The organism is Thermoanaerobaculia bacterium, from assembly GCA_035593605.1.
Lineage (GTDB): Bacteria > Acidobacteriota > Thermoanaerobaculia > UBA2201 > DAOSWS01 > DAOSWS01.
On sequence record DAOSWS010000039.1, the window covers coordinates 1 to 17,456 of the forward strand.

At 54.5% G+C, this 17,456-nt stretch carries 14 protein-coding genes and 1 pseudogene; 11 read left to right on the plus strand and 4 right to left on the minus strand.

Annotated features, from left to right (window positions below; translation table 11 throughout):
• Positions 1-1,298, minus strand: a 1,298-nt coding sequence (locus tag PLD04_14140; protein ID HXK69468.1) for a cyclic nucleotide-binding domain-containing protein, incomplete at its 3' end; no start/stop codon positions are given.
• A 103-nt stretch (positions 1,299-1,401) separates the two neighbouring features.
• On the opposite strand from PLD04_14140, the gene PLD04_14145 reads away from it, so the two are divergent.
• The 10 genes and pseudogenes from PLD04_14145 to PLD04_14190 all read left to right on the plus strand — a co-directional run bounded on the left by PLD04_14145 (position 1,402) and on the right by PLD04_14190 (position 11,444).
• Positions 1,402-2,688, plus strand: coding sequence for a nodulation protein NfeD (locus tag PLD04_14145; protein HXK69469.1), 1,287 nt, complete (start codon positions 1,402-1,404; stop codon positions 2,686-2,688).
• An 8-nt stretch (positions 2,689-2,696) separates the two neighbouring features.
• On the plus strand, positions 2,697-3,458 hold the full coding sequence (locus PLD04_14150) for a slipin family protein (GenBank protein HXK69470.1): 762 nt from the start codon (positions 2,697-2,699) through the stop codon (positions 3,456-3,458).
• Positions 3,458-4,762: a GGDEF domain-containing protein gene (locus tag PLD04_14155; protein ID HXK69471.1), complete on the plus strand. Its 1,305-nt coding sequence runs from the start codon at positions 3,458-3,460 to the stop codon at positions 4,760-4,762. The genes PLD04_14150 and PLD04_14155 overlap by 1 nt, the downstream gene beginning before the upstream one ends.
• On the plus strand, positions 4,763-5,869 hold the full coding sequence (locus tag PLD04_14160) for a DUF4388 domain-containing protein (protein ID HXK69472.1): 1,107 nt from the start codon (positions 4,763-4,765) through the stop codon (positions 5,867-5,869).
• A 1-nt stretch (position 5,870) separates the two neighbouring features.
• Positions 5,871-6,476 (plus strand): SPOR domain-containing protein, encoded by a 606-nt coding sequence (locus tag PLD04_14165; GenBank protein ID HXK69473.1) that lies wholly within the window; start codon positions 5,871-5,873, stop codon positions 6,474-6,476.
• On the plus strand, positions 6,458-7,324 hold the full coding sequence (gene lipA, locus PLD04_14170) for a lipoyl synthase (GenBank protein HXK69474.1): 867 nt from the start codon (positions 6,458-6,460) through the stop codon (positions 7,322-7,324). The genes PLD04_14165 and lipA overlap by 19 nt, the downstream gene beginning before the upstream one ends.
• Positions 7,325-7,333: 9 nt before the next feature.
• Positions 7,334-8,806: an apolipoprotein N-acyltransferase gene (gene lnt / locus PLD04_14175; protein HXK69475.1), complete on the plus strand. Its 1,473-nt coding sequence runs from the start codon at positions 7,334-7,336 to the stop codon at positions 8,804-8,806.
• Positions 8,803-9,861 (plus strand): annotated as a pseudogene (prfB, locus tag PLD04_14180) (peptide chain release factor 2). The gene lnt and the pseudogene prfB overlap by 4 nt, the downstream one beginning before the upstream one ends.
• Positions 9,861-10,376: a hypothetical protein gene (locus tag PLD04_14185; GenBank protein HXK69476.1), complete on the plus strand. Its 516-nt coding sequence runs from the start codon at positions 9,861-9,863 to the stop codon at positions 10,374-10,376. Before prfB ends, PLD04_14185 begins: the two are co-directional and overlap by 1 nt.
• 39 nt (positions 10,377-10,415) lie before the next feature.
• Positions 10,416-11,444 (plus strand): zinc-dependent alcohol dehydrogenase family protein, encoded by a 1,029-nt coding sequence (locus tag PLD04_14190; protein ID HXK69477.1) that lies wholly within the window; start codon positions 10,416-10,418, stop codon positions 11,442-11,444.
• A gap of 59 nt (positions 11,445-11,503) precedes the next feature.
• On the opposite strand, the gene PLD04_14195 is transcribed toward PLD04_14190, so the two are convergent.
• Positions 11,504-12,439 carry a hypothetical protein gene (locus PLD04_14195; protein ID HXK69478.1) on the minus strand — a complete coding sequence of 312 codons (936 nt, stop codon included), beginning with the start codon at positions 12,437-12,439 and terminating at the stop codon, positions 11,504-11,506.
• Between the two features lie 14 nt (positions 12,440-12,453).
• The gene (folE, locus tag PLD04_14200; GenBank protein HXK69479.1) at positions 12,454-13,008 is read right to left on the minus strand and encodes a GTP cyclohydrolase I FolE; all 555 of its coding nucleotides are present in this window, start codon (positions 13,006-13,008) and stop codon (positions 12,454-12,456) included.
• 173 nt (positions 13,009-13,181) lie between these two features.
• Between folE and PLD04_14205 the strand changes: the two genes are divergently transcribed.
• Positions 13,182-15,512, plus strand: a complete 2,331-nt coding sequence (locus tag PLD04_14205; GenBank protein ID HXK69480.1) for a VWA domain-containing protein — start codon at positions 13,182-13,184, stop codon at positions 15,510-15,512.
• Here the strand turns inward: PLD04_14205 and PLD04_14210 are convergent.
• The gene (locus PLD04_14210; protein ID HXK69481.1) at positions 15,503-17,452 is read right to left on the minus strand and encodes a tetratricopeptide repeat protein; all 1,950 of its coding nucleotides are present in this window, start codon (positions 17,450-17,452) and stop codon (positions 15,503-15,505) included. The two genes, PLD04_14205 and PLD04_14210, sit on opposite strands and share 10 nt — an antisense overlap.
• Positions 17,453-17,456: the final 4 nt, after the last annotated feature.

The window sequence follows — 17,456 nt, forward strand, 5'->3', positions numbered from 1 at the left end:
GCTTCGATTCGCCGGGAGGCACGTCGCCCCTCCTTCTGCTGCATCCTCTCTCCACTTTTCATATCCTGCGTGAAGAAGGTCTTGAGAATGTCATTGGAATGGCGGATCTTGTCGGAAAGGCTCTTCCAGAATGCAAAGGAAATGGCCGTTCCAATATCGGGCTGTTTCTCAATGAGGGTGTCCACGACGGCACTTGGAAAGGTGAAGACCTCCGTCTGCTTGGCGGACACCGCGTCGGTGGTTCGCGCAATTCTCTGGATAAAGGAGATTTCTCCGATGAAATCCCCCTTGGTAAGGGACGCCAGAGGCTGGGCTCCGAAGGGAGTTTCCCTCTGGATGGCAATGTCGCCGGATTTTACAAGGTAGAAATCGAAGCTCTTGTCCGCTTCACGGAACAGGTAAGCTCCCGGCTCCAGAGCTTCAATCCGCACACCTCGGGAAAGCTCGAAGATCTGGTCGTCTGAAGCATGCTGGAAGTGGACCATATCCCTCAGGACGGCAGCTATCTTGATCAGGTTCTGTTTGCGGGTTCCCTCTCGGGATTTTTTCAGAAAAATATCGTGAAGCTCCTTGCGTGTATCCTTGGAGAAGAGGAATTCACGGCGGAGTTCAAGGCGCTTGATGTGCATCTGCAGCTTTTCCAGGTTGGAACGGAAGACGGCGTTTAAATCCTCTTTTTCAGAATGGAGAATCGTCTTGAGCGTCCGGAGCATCTGGGAAACCTGGTTCATGTGGGGGTGGGAGCGGTTGGGAATGAGGAGGGTTGCATCCACAAATGAATTGAAGGCTTCATCATACCGCTTCATCTCAAAGAGAATGCGTCCTTCCATTTCTGCAAGCTCGGGGTCAAAGGGGTTGAGGGTTCGGGCCATGCGGACTTCTTCAAGCCCCTGTTCCCATTCGCCCTCGTGAAAGTAATGCGCGGCCAGGAGAGCGAACGGTTCCGGACGGTCCGGATTCTTAAGCTTGGCAATTTCCAGAAGCTCCACGGCCTGTGTCGTGTCTCTCCGCTTTAAATAAAACTTCGCGAGTCCGACATACTGGCTGGCGTCGATATCATCCTTGTGACGCTCATTGAGAATCTTATCCTTCAGCTCTTCAACCTGGCGGGCTTTCTTCTCATCTGCAAGCTCCCGCACCCTGGCAAGATTCAATTTGATGGCCACGGAATCAGGTTTCAGCTTTGCCGACAGTTCGTAGAGGTTGATGGCTTCCTCAAACATATCCTGATCCGCGAACTTGGCTGCAAGTCCTGCAAGAGTCTCTACATCAACCACAGGTTTCTTCCTGGATACCATGCCGAAGGTATTATATCAGATGGCCGGTCGAAAACAGCGGGCGAGCTGTTGCAAATGGTTCGCTTTTCTTGACCTGCAGACGCTTTCGCACTACAATGGAAGTATGAGAGTCACCCTGGCACTCATCATACTTGGGGTGTCCATTTCCCTATTTTCCGGCGTGCTGGTTCTGCCTGTTGATGGCATTATTCAACCCGTTGTCGCTTCGTATATTGTGGATAATCTCCAGCACCTGGATCCCGGCGAAACCGACCTTGTGATTCTGGAGCTGGACACACCGGGTGGGCTGGGCACGTCGATGAAAGAAATAACAACGGCCATAATGAATGCGCCGGTACCTGTCGTGGTCTATGTTACGCCATCAGGTGCACATGCGGCCTCAGCCGGTTTCTTCATCCTTATGGCCTCCGACATTGCGGCCATGGCTCCCTCCACGACGACAGGTGCCGCCCATCCCGTCAATCTGGCCGGGGGAAATTCCAAAGACAGCGTCATGCTGGAAAAGGCGACAAACGATTTTGCCGCCTCCATTCGAACCATGGCCCAGATCCATGGAAGGAATATCGATCTTGCCGAAAAGGCGGTTCGTGAGGCCGTTTCGTTCACCGAAACCGAAGCTTATGACCATAATCTGATCGAAGTTGTGGCCAGGAATCGAAATGATCTCCTGTCCCAGATCAACGGCATGGAAATTACACGGCCGGAGGGGGAAAAGGTTACCATTCGGACAGAAGGAATCCCTGTCTCAGAAAAAACAATGTCCTTCATCTCCCGCTTCCTGTCCGTCATTGTTCACCCCAACGTGGCCCTCATTCTCATGGGATTGGGAATGCTGGGTCTCTATGTGGAGTTTACTCACCCCGGTGTCATCTTTCCCGGTGTGGCGGGAGCTATCTGCATCATTCTCGGTCTCTACGCGCTTTCCGTTCTTCCCGTCGACTATACAGGACTGGCCCTTATTGTCCTTGCTGCCATTATGTTCATCCTGGAGGTCAAAGTGATCAGTTACGGTATGTTGACCGTGGGCGGCATCGTGAGCTTTGTGGTGGGTTCGATGATGCTGTTTGACAGTTCGATTCCTGCCTTTCGCGTTTCCCTGACCCTGGTCATCTTTATGGCCGTGACATTTGCCGCCGTCATTATCTTTTTAGGGTCTCTGGTTCTTCGGGCCCATAAGCGGCGGCCGGTAACCGGTTCGGAAGGCATTATCGGGGAACGGGGAAAGGTCGTGGAACCTTTGAATCCAAGAGGCAAGGTGTTTATTCATGGCGAGTACTGGAACGCGATCTCGGCAACACCTCTCGAGGCAGGAATCGAGATCGAAGTTTTCGCAGCGGACGGGATGGTTCTCTCCGTTCGCCCAATCCATTCTCAAGGGGGTGCGGTATGAACGGAGTCATGGCTCAAATTCTTATATTTCTAATTGCCTTCGGATTTTTTCTTCTTTCCAAGTGGATCAACATCCTTAAGGAATACGAGCGGGGCGTTATGTTTCTCCTTGGTCGTGTCCGCCCGGAACCCAAGGGTCCCGGTTTCATTTTTGTTTTCTGGCCGATTGAGAAGATGGTCAAGGTCGATCTTCGTCTGGTCGTTCATGATGTTCCTCCCCAGGACGTCATTACCCGAGACAACGTCACGGTTAAAGTCAACGCGGTCGTATACTATCGGGTCATGGCTCCCATCAAGGCCATCATCGATGTGGAAAACTACATGTACGCGACCTCCCAGCTGGCCCAGACAACCCTTCGGTCGGTCCTCGGTCAGGTCGAACTGGACGAACTTCTCTCCGAACGCGAAAAACTGAACCGGCACCTCCAGGAAATTCTGGATCAGCACACCGATCCCTGGGGAATCAAGGTGGCTATGGTTGAGGTAAAGCATGTCGATCTCCCGCCGGAAATGGTTCGAGCCATTGCCAGACAGGCTGAGGCCGAGCGTGAAAAGCGAGCCAAGGTTATTCATGCCACAGGTGAATTTCTTGCGGCCCAGACTCTTTCCGAAGCTGCCAACGTGATTGCTGCTGAACCCGTGGCCCTCCAACTGCGTTATCTGCAGACGCTCACAGAAATCTCTGCGGAAAAGAACTCCACGATCATCTTTCCCCTTCCCATTGACTTCATCATGGACTTGATGACGCGGAAGAAAGATCAATCGTCCTGATGCTAATCCTGGCCTTCCTCACAAAGGACGAGAATCTGGAGGCGACGATTCAGAGTCTGGCCTCCCCGAACCTCGAGGTTCGACCCTTTGCAGAAGAGGGAGAGCAACCTTTTGCCCACATCTGGATTGTGGATGTAACCCAGCCCGCTCCGCTGCCCCAGGTTCCCCGGGCACCCTTCTTTAAGGTCATCCTGACAGAGGAAGAACCGGAGCAGGCCTTTTCAGATCCGGATACTCTTCACTTTTCCCGTGCTGATTTTCAAGACCGGGCAAAAAACATCATTGATCTGCTGAAGAGGTTCATTCCGCTTGCCCGGGAAAAGAAGGTTCTGGAACGTGAAATTGAAGTTCTGAAAACGGTTGAAACCCTCTACCTGACCCAGGAGCAGGACAAGGCATTTTCTCAACTGATCTATGCCGTTGCTGACCTTCTGGAGACGGAACCCACGGGAATGATTCTTCTTCGCGATCCCAAAAAATCGGCGTATGATGAGCACTTTCCGCTGGAGGAACGACGCAAGGGCCGCCGACCCCGCCATACGTTTCATCCCGAGTTTCTGGATGAAATTCTCTTTTCCTCGGAACCCTACTCCATCGTGGATGATCCCAACGGGCCCGATCAGAAGCTTGTCGGATTTCCCATTCGAAACGATCAGGTCGGCCTTGGAATCATCTTCGTGCCCATCCGGGAACAACAGGTTTCAAAGGACCGACTCCTGGTTGCATCCAAGTTTGCCGCGGAACTTTCCTCCATCCTTGAGAATCTCCTCCTTTTCATGGAGACCAAGGAGCTTACGATTAAAGATGACCTGACGCAGGCCTACAACCGAAGGTACTTTGAAGCCTTTGTCGATGAGGAGCTGGAGCGTGCCAAACGCTATGGTTCCCGGTTCTCCCTCATCTTTCTGGATCTGGATGACTTAAAACAGGTCAACAACCAGTACGGTCACCTCATGGGGTCGCGGACCCTTCAGGAAGTATCCAAACGCATCCTGAAAGCGGTTCGCCATGTCGACCGCGTGGTTCGCTTCGGGGGAGATGAATTCTGCATTATTCTTCCACATACCGAACCGGAGGAGGCCATTACGGTGGCGGAACGGGTGCGGCATTCGATCAACGGTTCCGTGTTTTCCCTCTCTCCCGGTGTGGAAGTCATCATCACTGCTTCTTTCGGTGTGGCCGGGTATCCGGAGCATGGAAAGACCAAGGAATCCCTGATTGCAAAAGCAGATCAGGCTATGTACGAAATCAAAACGCAGCGCAAGAACGGAGTCAAACTGGCTGACATTACAAAGGAGGCCTAGATGCAGGAAGGCCTGACAATTCAGGGAGACCTGAGGGATCTATCCATCCCTGAAATTCTTCGAAACCTGATCCGAAACGAAGGGGTTTCCAGCGTAAGGCTGACAAAAGAAGAGCACACCTGCACCCTCTACGTTAAAAATGGAGATATCGTCTTCGCGGACAGTGATGACCCCGACAGAATGCTTGGGACGATCCTCTTTGTCCGCGGAGAAATTGGACTGGATGATTTTATGAAGATCCGGGATGGCAGGGAAAGCGGAAAATCGGATCTTGGAATGCTGGTTGAGCTTGACATTCTTGCTCCGGACGACATGCTTCATGCCGTAGACCTTCTCGTCAAGCAGATGGTAATGGGAACCATTTCCTGGACCACGGGTTCCTACGTAATGGTGTTTGACGACTCGCTTCCGGAAGGGGCCATCCCGGCAAGAATTCATACAGATGAGGTCCTCTTAAACGCGGTTCGCTCCATTGATCGTTGGTCTCTGGTATACAGGGGCCTTGGAGGACAGCGAAAGACTTACCGAAGAACACCGAATATGGATTCAAGGTTTTACGAGCTTGATCTTTCCGAAGATGAGAGCCACCTGTACAGCCTGCTGGACTCCCCGCGCACGACCCAGGAGATCCTGCGGATGAGCTATCTCAAACCCTTTGTCAGCATGCGTTCCCTGTGGGCCCTGAAGTGCGTGAATCTCATCGATGAAATCATGGTGCCTGAACCCGATGGACAAACCTCCGAGGCTGACGAATTCATCTGGTCCTCGATGGTGGAAAGCTACAACAACGCGTTTGCGGCTCTTTTTCATGCGCTTCAGAAAGATATTGGCGATGAGGTGTTCGATTTTATTCGAGGGCTTGAGGAGGAGTTGGATCCGTCGATCAAGGGAAGGCTGGAGGGGATGGACTTTCATAATGAGGGTCGGATCGACTATGATCTTCTCTATAATTCACTCGTCGCCTCCGGGGTGAGCAGCATCCCTCAGGTACTCCAGGATATCCTGAACGAAATTCTTTACGGATGGGTGTTCAGAATCCGAAAGGTTTACGGGGACCAGTACAATCCTATCCTGGATTCGGTCATCAACAGCATTCGAGAGGAGTAATATGAGCCGATACTATGAAGTTACCCTGAGTGCGCGACACCTCTGGATCATTCTCTTTTCGGCGCTCGGGATTGTTTTTCTCTCCTTCCTCCTCGGCCTGTGGGTCGGAAGTTTCGGGAATGAAATATCCGGCCAGGAACCCGTCATTGAAGCCGAAGCCAAGGGTGAGGCCGAAATGGTAACCACCCCGGATACGATTGAACCTGTGGATCTTGAGAGAGCGGAAGTTCCCGCCTTTCAGGAGGAACCGGACAAGGGTGGCGAACCTCCCGTTCCGGCGCAAGAACCTGTGGCCTCCGCTCAGGCTTCGTCTCCTCCCGAGCCGGTTCCATCCGCACCCGAACCGTCCGCCTCGGCTGGACGGTGGACGGTCCAGGTCATGGCGATCTCCAATGCCACGAAGGCCCAGACCTGGCTTCAAAAGCTCCTTGCGTCAGGATTTGATGTCTATATGGAAACATTGAGTTATCCGCAGAACAAGAAGCTGTACCGGATCCGGGTCGGGCACTTTGAGACCCGGGAACAGGCCGATGCTGTCCAGAGAAATCTGGCCAAAGAGCCTTCGATAGTTGCTGAAAAGTTAAAACCTTGGGTCACCCGCCTCTAACCCATCGCAGCCTCCCGGAGTGGATCCGGGTCAAACGCATCCAGCTTAACGAAGAAAGGGCCATGAAACGGCTCCTTCGAGAGGCTCACCTTCCTACCATCTGCGAAGAAGCCCGCTGTCCGAACCGTACGGAATGTTTTGGCTGCGGCACGGCCACCTTCCTGATCCTGGGAACCCATTGCACAAGAAACTGCGGATTCTGCAGTGTGGATCACGGTGTCGAGGAGGGCGTATCCCCGACCGAAGCCGAAGGACTGGTTCAGGCTGCCAGGGCTCTCCGGCTGCACTATGTCGTTCTGACGGTTGTAACCCGGGATGACCTTCCCGATGGTGGAGCGGGGCACATGGCCCTGTGTATTCGGAGACTGAAGGAAGAATTACCCCGTGTCCGGGTCGAGATTCTTTCTTCGGATCTCAAAGGAAAGAAGGAAGACATCGCCGCGGTCCTTTCCGCAAAACCGGATGTCTTCGGTCACAATATTGAGACGGTCGAACGCCTGACACCGAGGGTCAGGCCGGGAGCACACTACCGCAGGAGTCTGGATGTCCTTCGGGAGGCTCGGATTCTGGCTCCCGCAGTGCTCATCAAATCGGGACTGATGGTAGGCCTGGGAGAGACCGAAGAAGAGATTTTTTCCACACTGAATGACATCCGGACCGCTGGATGCGACATCGTCACCATCGGCCAGTATCTCCAGCCTGACAGGAACTGCCTCCCTGTTGAAGACTACTGGGAGCCGGAGGCCTTTGAACGCTGGAAGAAAAAGGCCCTGTCTCTTGGGTTTTCCCACGTCTTTTCCGGTCCCTTTGTCCGCAGTTCCTATAAGGCTCACGAAGTCTTTTCCTGAGGAGTATCGGTGATTTTGCTTCGATTCCTGCTTTTCGATATTGGGCTGGGTATCCTATTTGCCCTTCCCTTTCATTTCTCATTTCTGACTCCGTTGCTGGTGATCGTACCCGCCCTGTTCTGGTGGATGATCCGTCGCCGGCCCCCGGGGGGACGATGGGTCCACGTGCTACTCTTCGGAAGTGCTTACCAGGCCATCGCTCTCCTCTGGATCGTTCACGTTCTGAAAGTCTTTGGAGGCATGGGGCCCTTCGCCGGGATTCCTGCCCTCCTGGCTCTGAGCGGCTACCTGGCTCTTTTCCTGACCGCGGCCGTAATGGTGGCGGAGTGGGTATCCGGTGAGAAATACCTGGAAACATTACCCCTGACCTTTTTCCTTTTTGAACTTCTCAGGGGTTACCTTTTCCGGGGATTTCCATGGAACGGCTGGGCTCAACCCCTTGCAGATCACGCTCCCCTCATGCAGAGCGCGGCATGGATTGGGGCTGCGGGTCTTTCGGCCTGTATACTCTGGCTCTCCACGCTTCCCCTTCTCGGAAAGCGTAAGGCGCTGGCAGGGAGTCTGTTTCTGACCATCCTGCTGGTAGGGGGGATCGTGCGCTACATGACCTGGAATCCGGAAGGAGAGACCCTTGCAGTTGTGGCCATTCAACCCAGCATTGATGAGGCTGCCCGGTACCATGGAGAACATGTGGACGCCTGGACTCCGAGTCGGGAACTCGCCCAGCCCTTTCTCTATGGCGGTTCCGATCTGATCGTATTTCCCGAAAGTGTTGTTCTGGAACCGTTTTACACCCGCGGAGACGTGGTTGCCGCGTGCAAACGATGGGCCGAAGAAGGTGTTGATATTTTTATGAATGGGAACCTTGTGGCACGAAACGGAGACTGGACGAATGCCGCCATTCTCTTTTCCAGGGGTAAAGAGGTGGCAGAGTACAGCAAAATCAACCTGGTCCCCTTCGGGGAATATCTACCCCTTCGGAGTCTCTTTGAGAGACTCGGTTTTACGACCATTGCCCGCTCCCTCTCCGATTTTACGCGAGGGAATCAGGTTGGAGTTCTTTCGGGGCGCACGGTGTACGGCATCTCTATCTGTTATGAAATTGTCTTTTCATCCATGGTGCGCCAGCAGGTCTCCCGTGGGGCGACCCTGCTTGTTACGCTCACCAATGACGGATGGTACGGGAACCTGGGGGCCGACCGACAGCACGTTCAACAGGCTCTCTTTCGTACGGTGGAATATGATCGTCCCCTGGTTCGGGCCGCCCTTACCGGGATTTCATGTCTGGCAAATGGAAGAGGAGATGTTCTCGCGAGTCTGGATACGGGGGAGCGGGGAGGCATCATGGAATCCTTACCCACGGGAACGCGTTTCACGATATACTATTGGATAGGGCCTTTCCTGCCGTGGGTGGTCCTTTTTATATTGGTGGTACTGATGATCAGGAGGAAGTTGAATGTTCGAAGTCAACACAATTCTTGACCGCATCCAGACCCTGAGGAGGTTCCTTTGACCCGGCTCCCCTGAGGGAGGATCTCCGTGTTGTGGAAGAAAAGATGGCCGAGCCCGGTTTCTGGGACAACCGCACGGGCGCCGTGGAAACATCCAGAGAACAATCCGAAATTCAACGGAAACTGGATATGGCGGAAGAGGTCGAAAAGGCTTACGGAGAGATCTCAACACTCATGGAACTTCGTGAGGAAGGGGAAGACGTCGAAGAGGAAGTCCGGAACTTTGTCGATACATGGGAAGACCAGATCCGGAAGCTGGAAATCAATATCAAGCTGAATTCTCCCGACGACCAGAGAAATGCCATCGTTTCGATCCATCCGGGTGCCGGAGGAACGGAATCCCAGGACTGGGCTTCGATTCTGATGCGCATGTACCTTCGATGGGCGGAGCTGAACGGGTATGCCACCTCCCTCATGGACTATCTGGATGGGGAAGAAGCGGGGATCAAGAGCGTCACCTTTTCCGTGGAAGGTCCCTATGCGTTCGGGTATCTCAAGGGTGAAGCCGGAGTCCATCGCCTGGTGAGGATTTCTCCCTTCGACGCGGCCAAACGGAGGCACACTTCCTTTGCCGCCGTCGATGTCTACCCGGAAGTCGACGACTCCATCGAAATCGTGATCAATGAAAAGGAACTTCGGATCGATACCTTTCGATCCTCAGGACGCGGCGGCCAGCATGTCAATACGACCGATTCCGCCGTACGGATTACGCATCTTCCGACGAACATCGTCGTCTCCTGTCAGAACGAGCGAAGCCAGATCAAGAACCGTGAAGTCGCCATGAAGGTCCTGAAATCGAGGCTCTACGACCTGGAACGGCAAAAACAGGAGGAGGATCGCCAGAAAAAGGAAGATTTGAAGATGGGCATCAACTTCGGATCTCAGATCCGTTCCTACGTGCTTCATCCCTACCAGATGATCAAAGACCACCGTACCGACTGCGAAGTGGGGAACACCCAGGCGGTTCTGGATGGTGAGATCACCCCCTTTATCGAGGCCTACCTTAAATGGAGCGTGGAAGGTTGATGCTGTATCCGGAAGGTTCGTCTTCCCTGATTTCCATACATCGATCGGGAAGGTGCAGACTTCCAGCCGCTACGGGCCGGATTCTTCCGTTTTTCCTGCTTCTCCTGAGTTTCTTGCTGACCGGTTGCTCCGGCCATTCCGATCGTCTGATGACGCCGGACTTGACCCGGTTCCACCTCACCGTCTATCTGTCAACGGAACAGCCTGTTCGAAGTCTGGATCTGCTGCTCAACATCCAGACGACTTCCCTTTACTCGATTGTTCCATCGGTGACCTTTCCTCCGGATGTCGGGGAAAACAGCTTTTACCATATTCTGCATACCCCTGAAGGTTATGGGTTTTCCTGCATCCTCGAGCCTCCCGTCGCCCTCGATAACCTTGTCTACCGTCTGACCCTCTATGTAACCAATCCCCTTTCACCGGAAGATATTTCTATTGTGAAGTGCGAAGGATTGGGACCGGAGGGAGAGATCATTGACGTAGTCTGTGACTGGGAACTGCGCCAGGACGCCTGATGTGAGCTGGAGCAGGAAGGATAAACCATGTCATCAACCATGAAGGCCATGGTCCTTGAAGCCATTCACAGGATCGGTGAAGACTCTTCACCTCTGGTGATGCGACAGCTTCCAATTCCCGAACCGGGTTCAAACGCCATCCTCATGAAAGTGCTGGCTTGCGGGGTCTGCCACACGGAACTGGATGAGATCGAGGGACGGACGGCTCCGCCCTCCCTGCCGGTGATCCCCGGCCATCAGGTCGTGGGTGAGGTGGTGGCACTGGGAGAAGGTTCCTCCCGGTATTCCGTCGGCGATCGTGTCGGCGCGGCATGGATCTTTTCCGCCTGCGGTTCCTGCCTATTCTGTTCCACGGGGCGGGAGAATCTCTGTGAATCCTTCCGGGCGACCGGTCGTGATGCCAATGGCGGATATGCGGAGTACATGACGATCCATGAGAATTTCGCTCTCCCCATCCCCGAAACGATGTCCGGGGAGGAAGCGGCTCCTCTGCTCTGCGCGGGAGCGATCGGATATCGGGCACTCCGGCTCGCCGGATTGACCCGCGGCCAGCGTCTCGGTCTCATGGGATTCGGGGCTTCCGCCCACCTTGTGCTGAAGCTGGTTCTCCACCTCTACCCTGAAATGGAAGTCTTTGCCTTCGCGCGGGATGAGAAGGAACGGGCCTTTGCCCGGGAACTGGGCGCCGTGTGGGCTGGAGGCATCCAGGACGAATGCCCGGAACGTCTCCATGCCGTCATCGACACGACCCCCGTCTGGCTGCCCGTTCTGCAGTCCATGGAGAGGCTTGCTCCCGGAGGCCGTCTCGTCATCAACGCGATCCGGAAAGAATCGGTGGATCAGGATGTGTTCCGGGACCTGGATTACAACCGGCACCTATGGATGGAGAAGGAGATCAAGAGCGTTGCCAACATCACGCGCTCCGATGTGACGGAATTTCTAACGCTCACTTCGAAAATCCCCATCAAACCTGAGGTCCAGCTCTTTTCCCTTGAAGAGGCCAACCAGGCACTCCGTGAAATCAAGGGAAGCAAAATTCGGGGAGCCAAGGTCCTGCGAATCGGGTAATGCTCTACCGCGAGTAACGCTGAACGGATGTGGCAAAATCAGGAGAAAAGATCTGCATATTATTCGTGAAGGACAGGTGCGACGCGGAGGCCATGGTTCCAGTCGGCCATATAAAGCACATTTCCCTCCACACGGACATCCCAGACCGATCCTTCCGACGGGTAGACGTGCATGATTTTCGGATGAAGAGGATCCAGGACGTCGACCTCTACGACACCCGCACGGGCCGAGGCAATGAAAAGCCGATTCTCCACCTTGACCATCTTCTTCGCAAGGCCCGGAGTGGGAGTCCGGGAAACCTCCACGGGGTGGATCGGATCGGAAATGTCATAGATTCCCAGGCCCCGGTCATCATCAGAGACATACAGGAGACCCTCTTCCACGATGAGAGATCGCGCGTTTCCGGGGGTGTCGATGATGGAGGCCGTTTCCGGGTTCATTGGATCGGCAATATCCACGATGACGATTCCCTGAAGGAGATCGGCCAGGTAGACATAGGGCGGATGGACCGACAGGGCCTGGGCGTCGGGGGTCGGGGCCGAGGCGATCGTGGAGGGTTCGGCTGGATTCGATGTGTCGGCGATAAGAAGGCCGATGTTATCCGCGGCAACGTACAGGAGACCATCTTTATATTCCGAGTCCAGGGCCCAACCGTCCGTGTAATAGGAACCGATATCCCTGGGGTGGAAGGGGTCGGAAATGTCCAGTACCGTGATGCCGGCCTTCCGGTTGGAGACGAAAAGGTAGGGAGGAGCCAGCTCCAGATCCAGGATCAGGTCGTGAAGGACGAGGGTTCCGACCGGAATGGGTGTGATCGGGTTTTGCAGATCCTCGATCGACAGGATGTCGCCGCAGGATACATATCCTACCGGGCTTTGAATGGCCAGGGTGTATGTGGGATTTTCCGGGGGGACTTCCTCCGGCGGCGGTTCGACCTCACCGCACCCGATCAGACAGATAAACAGAAGGAGGAAAGAGGCCCGTCGGAGTACCATGGCAGGAATCTGACTTACTGGTGGCGGCCTACCGCAATCAGGTTCAGAAATTCTTCACGTGTCGAGAGCTGCTCCCGGAAGCTTCCGAGCATGCATGAAGTCACGGCTTCCGAATGCTGCTTTTCGACTCCCCTCATCTGCATGCAAAGATGCCGGGCCTCCATGACGACGCCCACACCCTTGGGCGTCAGATGTTTTTCCAAAAAGACAGCGATCTGGCGGGTGAGCCGCTCCTGGACCTGAAAACGCCTGGAAAAAATATCGACCAGCCTGGCGATTTTAGAGAGGCCGACGATCTGTCCGGCGGGTATATATCCCACGTGGCATTTACCGAAAAAGGGGAGCATGTGGTGTTCGCACATCGAAAAGAATTCAATGTCTCGAACGATGATCATATCCCGTGCCTCTTCCCTGAAAATAGCCTTCGTGATGATCTCTTCGGGATCCTGATCGTATCCCCGTGTCAAGAATTTGAGAGATTTTGCCACCCGTGCCGGTGTATCTCGAAGACCTTCCCGCTCAGGGTCCTCCCCGAGCTGGGACAGCATCTCGCGGATCAGGGATTCCATCTTGCCTCCTTTGCGATCGTTCCGGGTAGAACCTGCAGACCCCGGCAACCGTAGAACCTGTGGAAGAACAAACCGGGATAACCTGTTGTCAACTGTGTGGAAGGATATCGAAGGTGTGAACAGTTCGTATTCCTCACAGGAAATCAACCGATGATCCGGAGGTATGGTATCACATGATCCCGCTCCTTTTACTGACGATGCTCTTCGCTCCATCCGGAGACCTTGCCGATAAATACAGGCAGTTTCTGGAACACGACGCCCTCTATCTGATCACGACGGAAGAGCGGGAAGCCTTTGACAAGCTTCAGGATGATCCCCAGCGGGATCTCTTTATCGATGAATTCTGGAAACGCAGGGACACCTTTCCTGACACGGCACGGAACGAGTTCAAGGAAGCTTATCTGGAAAGACTGGATGAGGCGGAAGAGACCTGGGGGCTCAGAGACCCGCGGTCCAGATTTTATGCGCTCTTCGGACCGGCGGAACGCATTGCCGTGAACTGCCCCAATATCTATCAGCCCATTGAGGTCTGGCACTATGCTGCCGTGAGCGTCATCAAGGGAGATGTCTGGATCCTCTTCTATCAACCCTACGGCTTTGGTTCCTTCGCACTCTGGGAAGGATTCGATGACGAGCGGGAGCTTCTCTCGGGAGAAGCCGCTGGAGAAATCTGTTTTGAGCGGATATACGTTCAACGTGCCCTTGCCTGGACGGCCCAGGCCTGGCATGCGGGTGATTTTCAGGCGCTGATTTCGCCGCCTCCCGTAGACCTTGAAAATCTGAAGGACATCTTTACCGCCACGACGTACCTTGAACCGGGCCTTCAACCCGTTACCTTCGATCTGGATCTCGACTACAGGCCCACCTATGGTCCCAAGGTGGAGGTCAGGGGAAATCTGTTAATCGAGAGCACCGGTTTTACCGCACTCGACCTGGTTGGAGAAGTGCTGCGGGGTTCTACCTATATCGACCGGTTTCACTACAGGTTTCAGTATCCGGAATCCATCGGGGACGAACGCCTGCCCGCGGAATTTGTACGGTTCCTCTACCCGGGAGACTATACGCTGCGAATCCGTGTCACCAGTTCCGATGGGACCCACGGGGGCCGTACGAGCCAGCTCATAAAGGTCCCCAGTATTGGCGGGGAAGGTGCATTGTCCAAAGCCGATCTGCCTGATATCCCCACCTCCTTTGCCCTGACGGGACCCGATCCCGACCGAGCTGTGACGGGGTATCAGGTCTTTACGGTTCCGGCTCTTCCCGGGATCGACAAGGTGGCCTTTTTCCTGGATGGCACCAAGGTCCTGACCTGCAACCGGCCGCCCTTCACCGTGGACCTTGATCTTGGAGAAGTGCCTCTACCGCGATCGATCACTGCAGAAGGGTATGACGACCGCGGCCAGATGAAAGCCCGGGATTCCATCTATTTGAATGCGGGTGTGGATCGAGTTTCCGTCCATATCGTCACCCCGATACCGGGAGACCGTGCCCAGCTGGACACGCCCTTCAAGGCCGTGGTATTGACTCCTGAAAAGGATCCGCCAATAAGCCTGAAAATCTTCCTGAATGACACGCTGGTTTCTGAGATTTTTCAGCCACCCTGGGAATTGACCCTGAAACCACCTCTGACGGGAACGACGGTGGTTCGCGCCCTTCTGGAGACCGGATCGGGAAAGAAGGTCGAAGATGTTTCCATGCTCAATGCGGGTTCCTTTGGAGAGATCGTTCGTGTGAATGTCGTGAATCTCTACGTTACCGTCACCTCCCCGACAGGCCGGCCGGTCCTGGATCTGGGTCCCTCCGATTTTTCGGTTCTGGAAGATAGTGTTCCCCAGGTTCTGGAAAAGGTGGCCACCGCAGAAACCATCCCATTGCGGGTGGCGGTGGCCGTGGACACCTCTTCCAGCATGGAAAAATATCTGGCCGATGTCCAGGGGGCCGCCCGGGTCTTTCTGCAGACCGTCCTGAAGGAAAAGGACGAAGCCCTTGTCGTAGACTTTGACACGAGGCCCAGGCTGGTGGCTCCCATGACCGAAAACAGGGACCTGCTTTTCGGCAGCCTTACCAGCCTCTTTGCCGACGGTTCCACCGCACTTTACGATGCGGTAGTGTACAGTCTTTACCAGCTGCAGGGGTCCGGGAGAAAGGCGATGGTTTTGCTGACGGATGGAAAAGATACATCCAGCCGATACGGGTTTGGAGAGACCCTCGATTATGCCCGCAGGGCAGGAGTAGTCATCTACCCCATCGCGCTCAAGGTGCGGTTTACAGAAATGATTGTCCGTACCAAGCTGATTCAGCTGGCGGAGGCAACGGGAGGGCGTTTCATCAGCGTGGAAGATCCGGAGGATTTGCCCGCAGTCTATGAGGATATCGCACGGGAACTGCGGTCCCAGTACACCCTTACCTATACGTCATCCGCCAGGAGCCGGGAATTTCGGACCGTGGAGGTTCAGGTACCCAAACCCAATACAGCTCGAACCATAGCCGGGTACTATCCCTGACCCTTTCCCAGTGCCGACAGGGCCTTCACGATGAGGGGATAGTCGGGCGCTCTCTTGAGAGCCTCAAGAAAGGCAAGCCTGGCGCTCTCTTTCTTTCCCTGCCGCTGCAGAGTCTCTCCAAGGTAATAGTAAGGTTCCCAGTAAGCGCCTTTGGACTCAGAGATCGCTCTGGAAAAGCGCTGCTCCGCACGATAAAGCTCGCCGAGAGTGAGGTGGAAGAACCCCATCCTGTAGTCTTCGAAAGGGTAAGATTGATGGTGAAAAAATCCCTGCAGCCAGTGATGTAATCCAGATTCCGCCCTTTGATTCCCGAATCCGGGAAGGTCTGTAAATCGAAGAGGTTCCCCTGTCCCTGTGGATTGCGAATCCAGTGTGCGATCCATCTCCGGGGCGGCTGACCATCCGGATCGTAAGAAGATGACCGAGAGACCATCCACGTACACCAGGCGCCACTGTGAATCCCTGAACAGGGAAAGAAGAAGATCGGGGTCTTCCGCATGGGAGAAGACGGCCCACTGGATCTCATACTGCTCAACAATCTGTTCCCGTCGAGTGGGTGAAGAGAGGATCGATTTGTACATTCTGTAAAAATCTTCCCCCATGACTTCAAGTCGTCCGTCGATGAAAACCGGTATCTTTAAATCCCACATGAGGTATCCCCCATACCCCAGACTGTTCAGCATCGGCCCGGTGAACCCCGCTTCTTTTGCATAATCGGAAGCCCGAACGGGCAGCATGAGCGTGTTGAATCTGCATCCAAAGCGGTCATGTCGTCTGGATCCGATATAGTAGGCGCCCGTGATTACACGAAGGTTCATACCCGCAAGTACGACGACCAGTATGAGGGGAACAGCGACTCGAATTGCCGGTTTCCGAAGGACCTTCAGGCGGAAACTCCAGCTGGAAAGTCCCAGGGCTACCATCGGAAGGCAGACGATAACAAAAAGGGGGATATTTCGAACCATCTTTACGGACAGGTAAAGAAAGGGGGCCCACAGCATCAGGAAGGTCCATTGACGCCTGCGAAGAAGAGGAAGGAGTGAAAAAACGGAGAGGATGACCAGAATCCTGAAGAAATTTATGGGAATGAAGGGATAGAAGGGAAGGTTCGAAAAGTAATGAAAATCGAAGGGGGAAACCAGTTCACTGATGCTTTCAGCGAAGATCCCCTGGCGATCAAAGTGCATCAGGAGCGTAAAGGGGAATAAGACCCCCTTCCATCCGTAGGGATTGATCAGGGTGACGGGAAAACACAGCGCACTCCATGTCAGAAGGGACCGGTCCGGTTTCTTACGGGTAAGCCATCCTCCCGCCACCATGAAAACCAGGACCACCCAGCCCAGAACAAAGAGCGCATGGAGGTTGATCCAGAGGAGAAAGATGACGGGGAGAAGAAACAAAGGCGCCTTTCGGCCCTGGGAATGGCGGTGAAGGATGTAGAGGAGCAGTGCGAGAAGGAGGTAGGAAACCATTTCCGGTCTGACTTTGAACCGGGTCTCCGAGGCGACAACTCCGAGACCGAGCAGAAGCAGGCTGATCGTTGGATTCGGTTGATAGAGGGTTACGGTTCGATGGATGAGGAAAAAGAGTAGAAGCACCAGGACCATGTTCCCCAGTACGAGACCTTCGGGACCGGCCAGGCGATAGATCGAGGATGCAAGGAGCTGGAATCCCCAGGACGTGTCAACATAGGGTTGATCGGTGCGGGTGAAGGTGAAGGTGTCATTTGCCGGCCAGCCATGGCCTGAAAGAATCGACTCTCCGACCCTCAGATGAAACCCGATATCGGGACTTCCGATTTCCCGGATGGAAAGAAGGGCAGCCATGAGAAAAACCAGAATCAGCGCAGCGGATACAATGACGCGAGGAAATTTGGATACAGGAACCTCCTCCGGTGCTTCCAGAGTCGTTTCTGCGGGCGATTGTTTCCGTCGGGCCATGGGC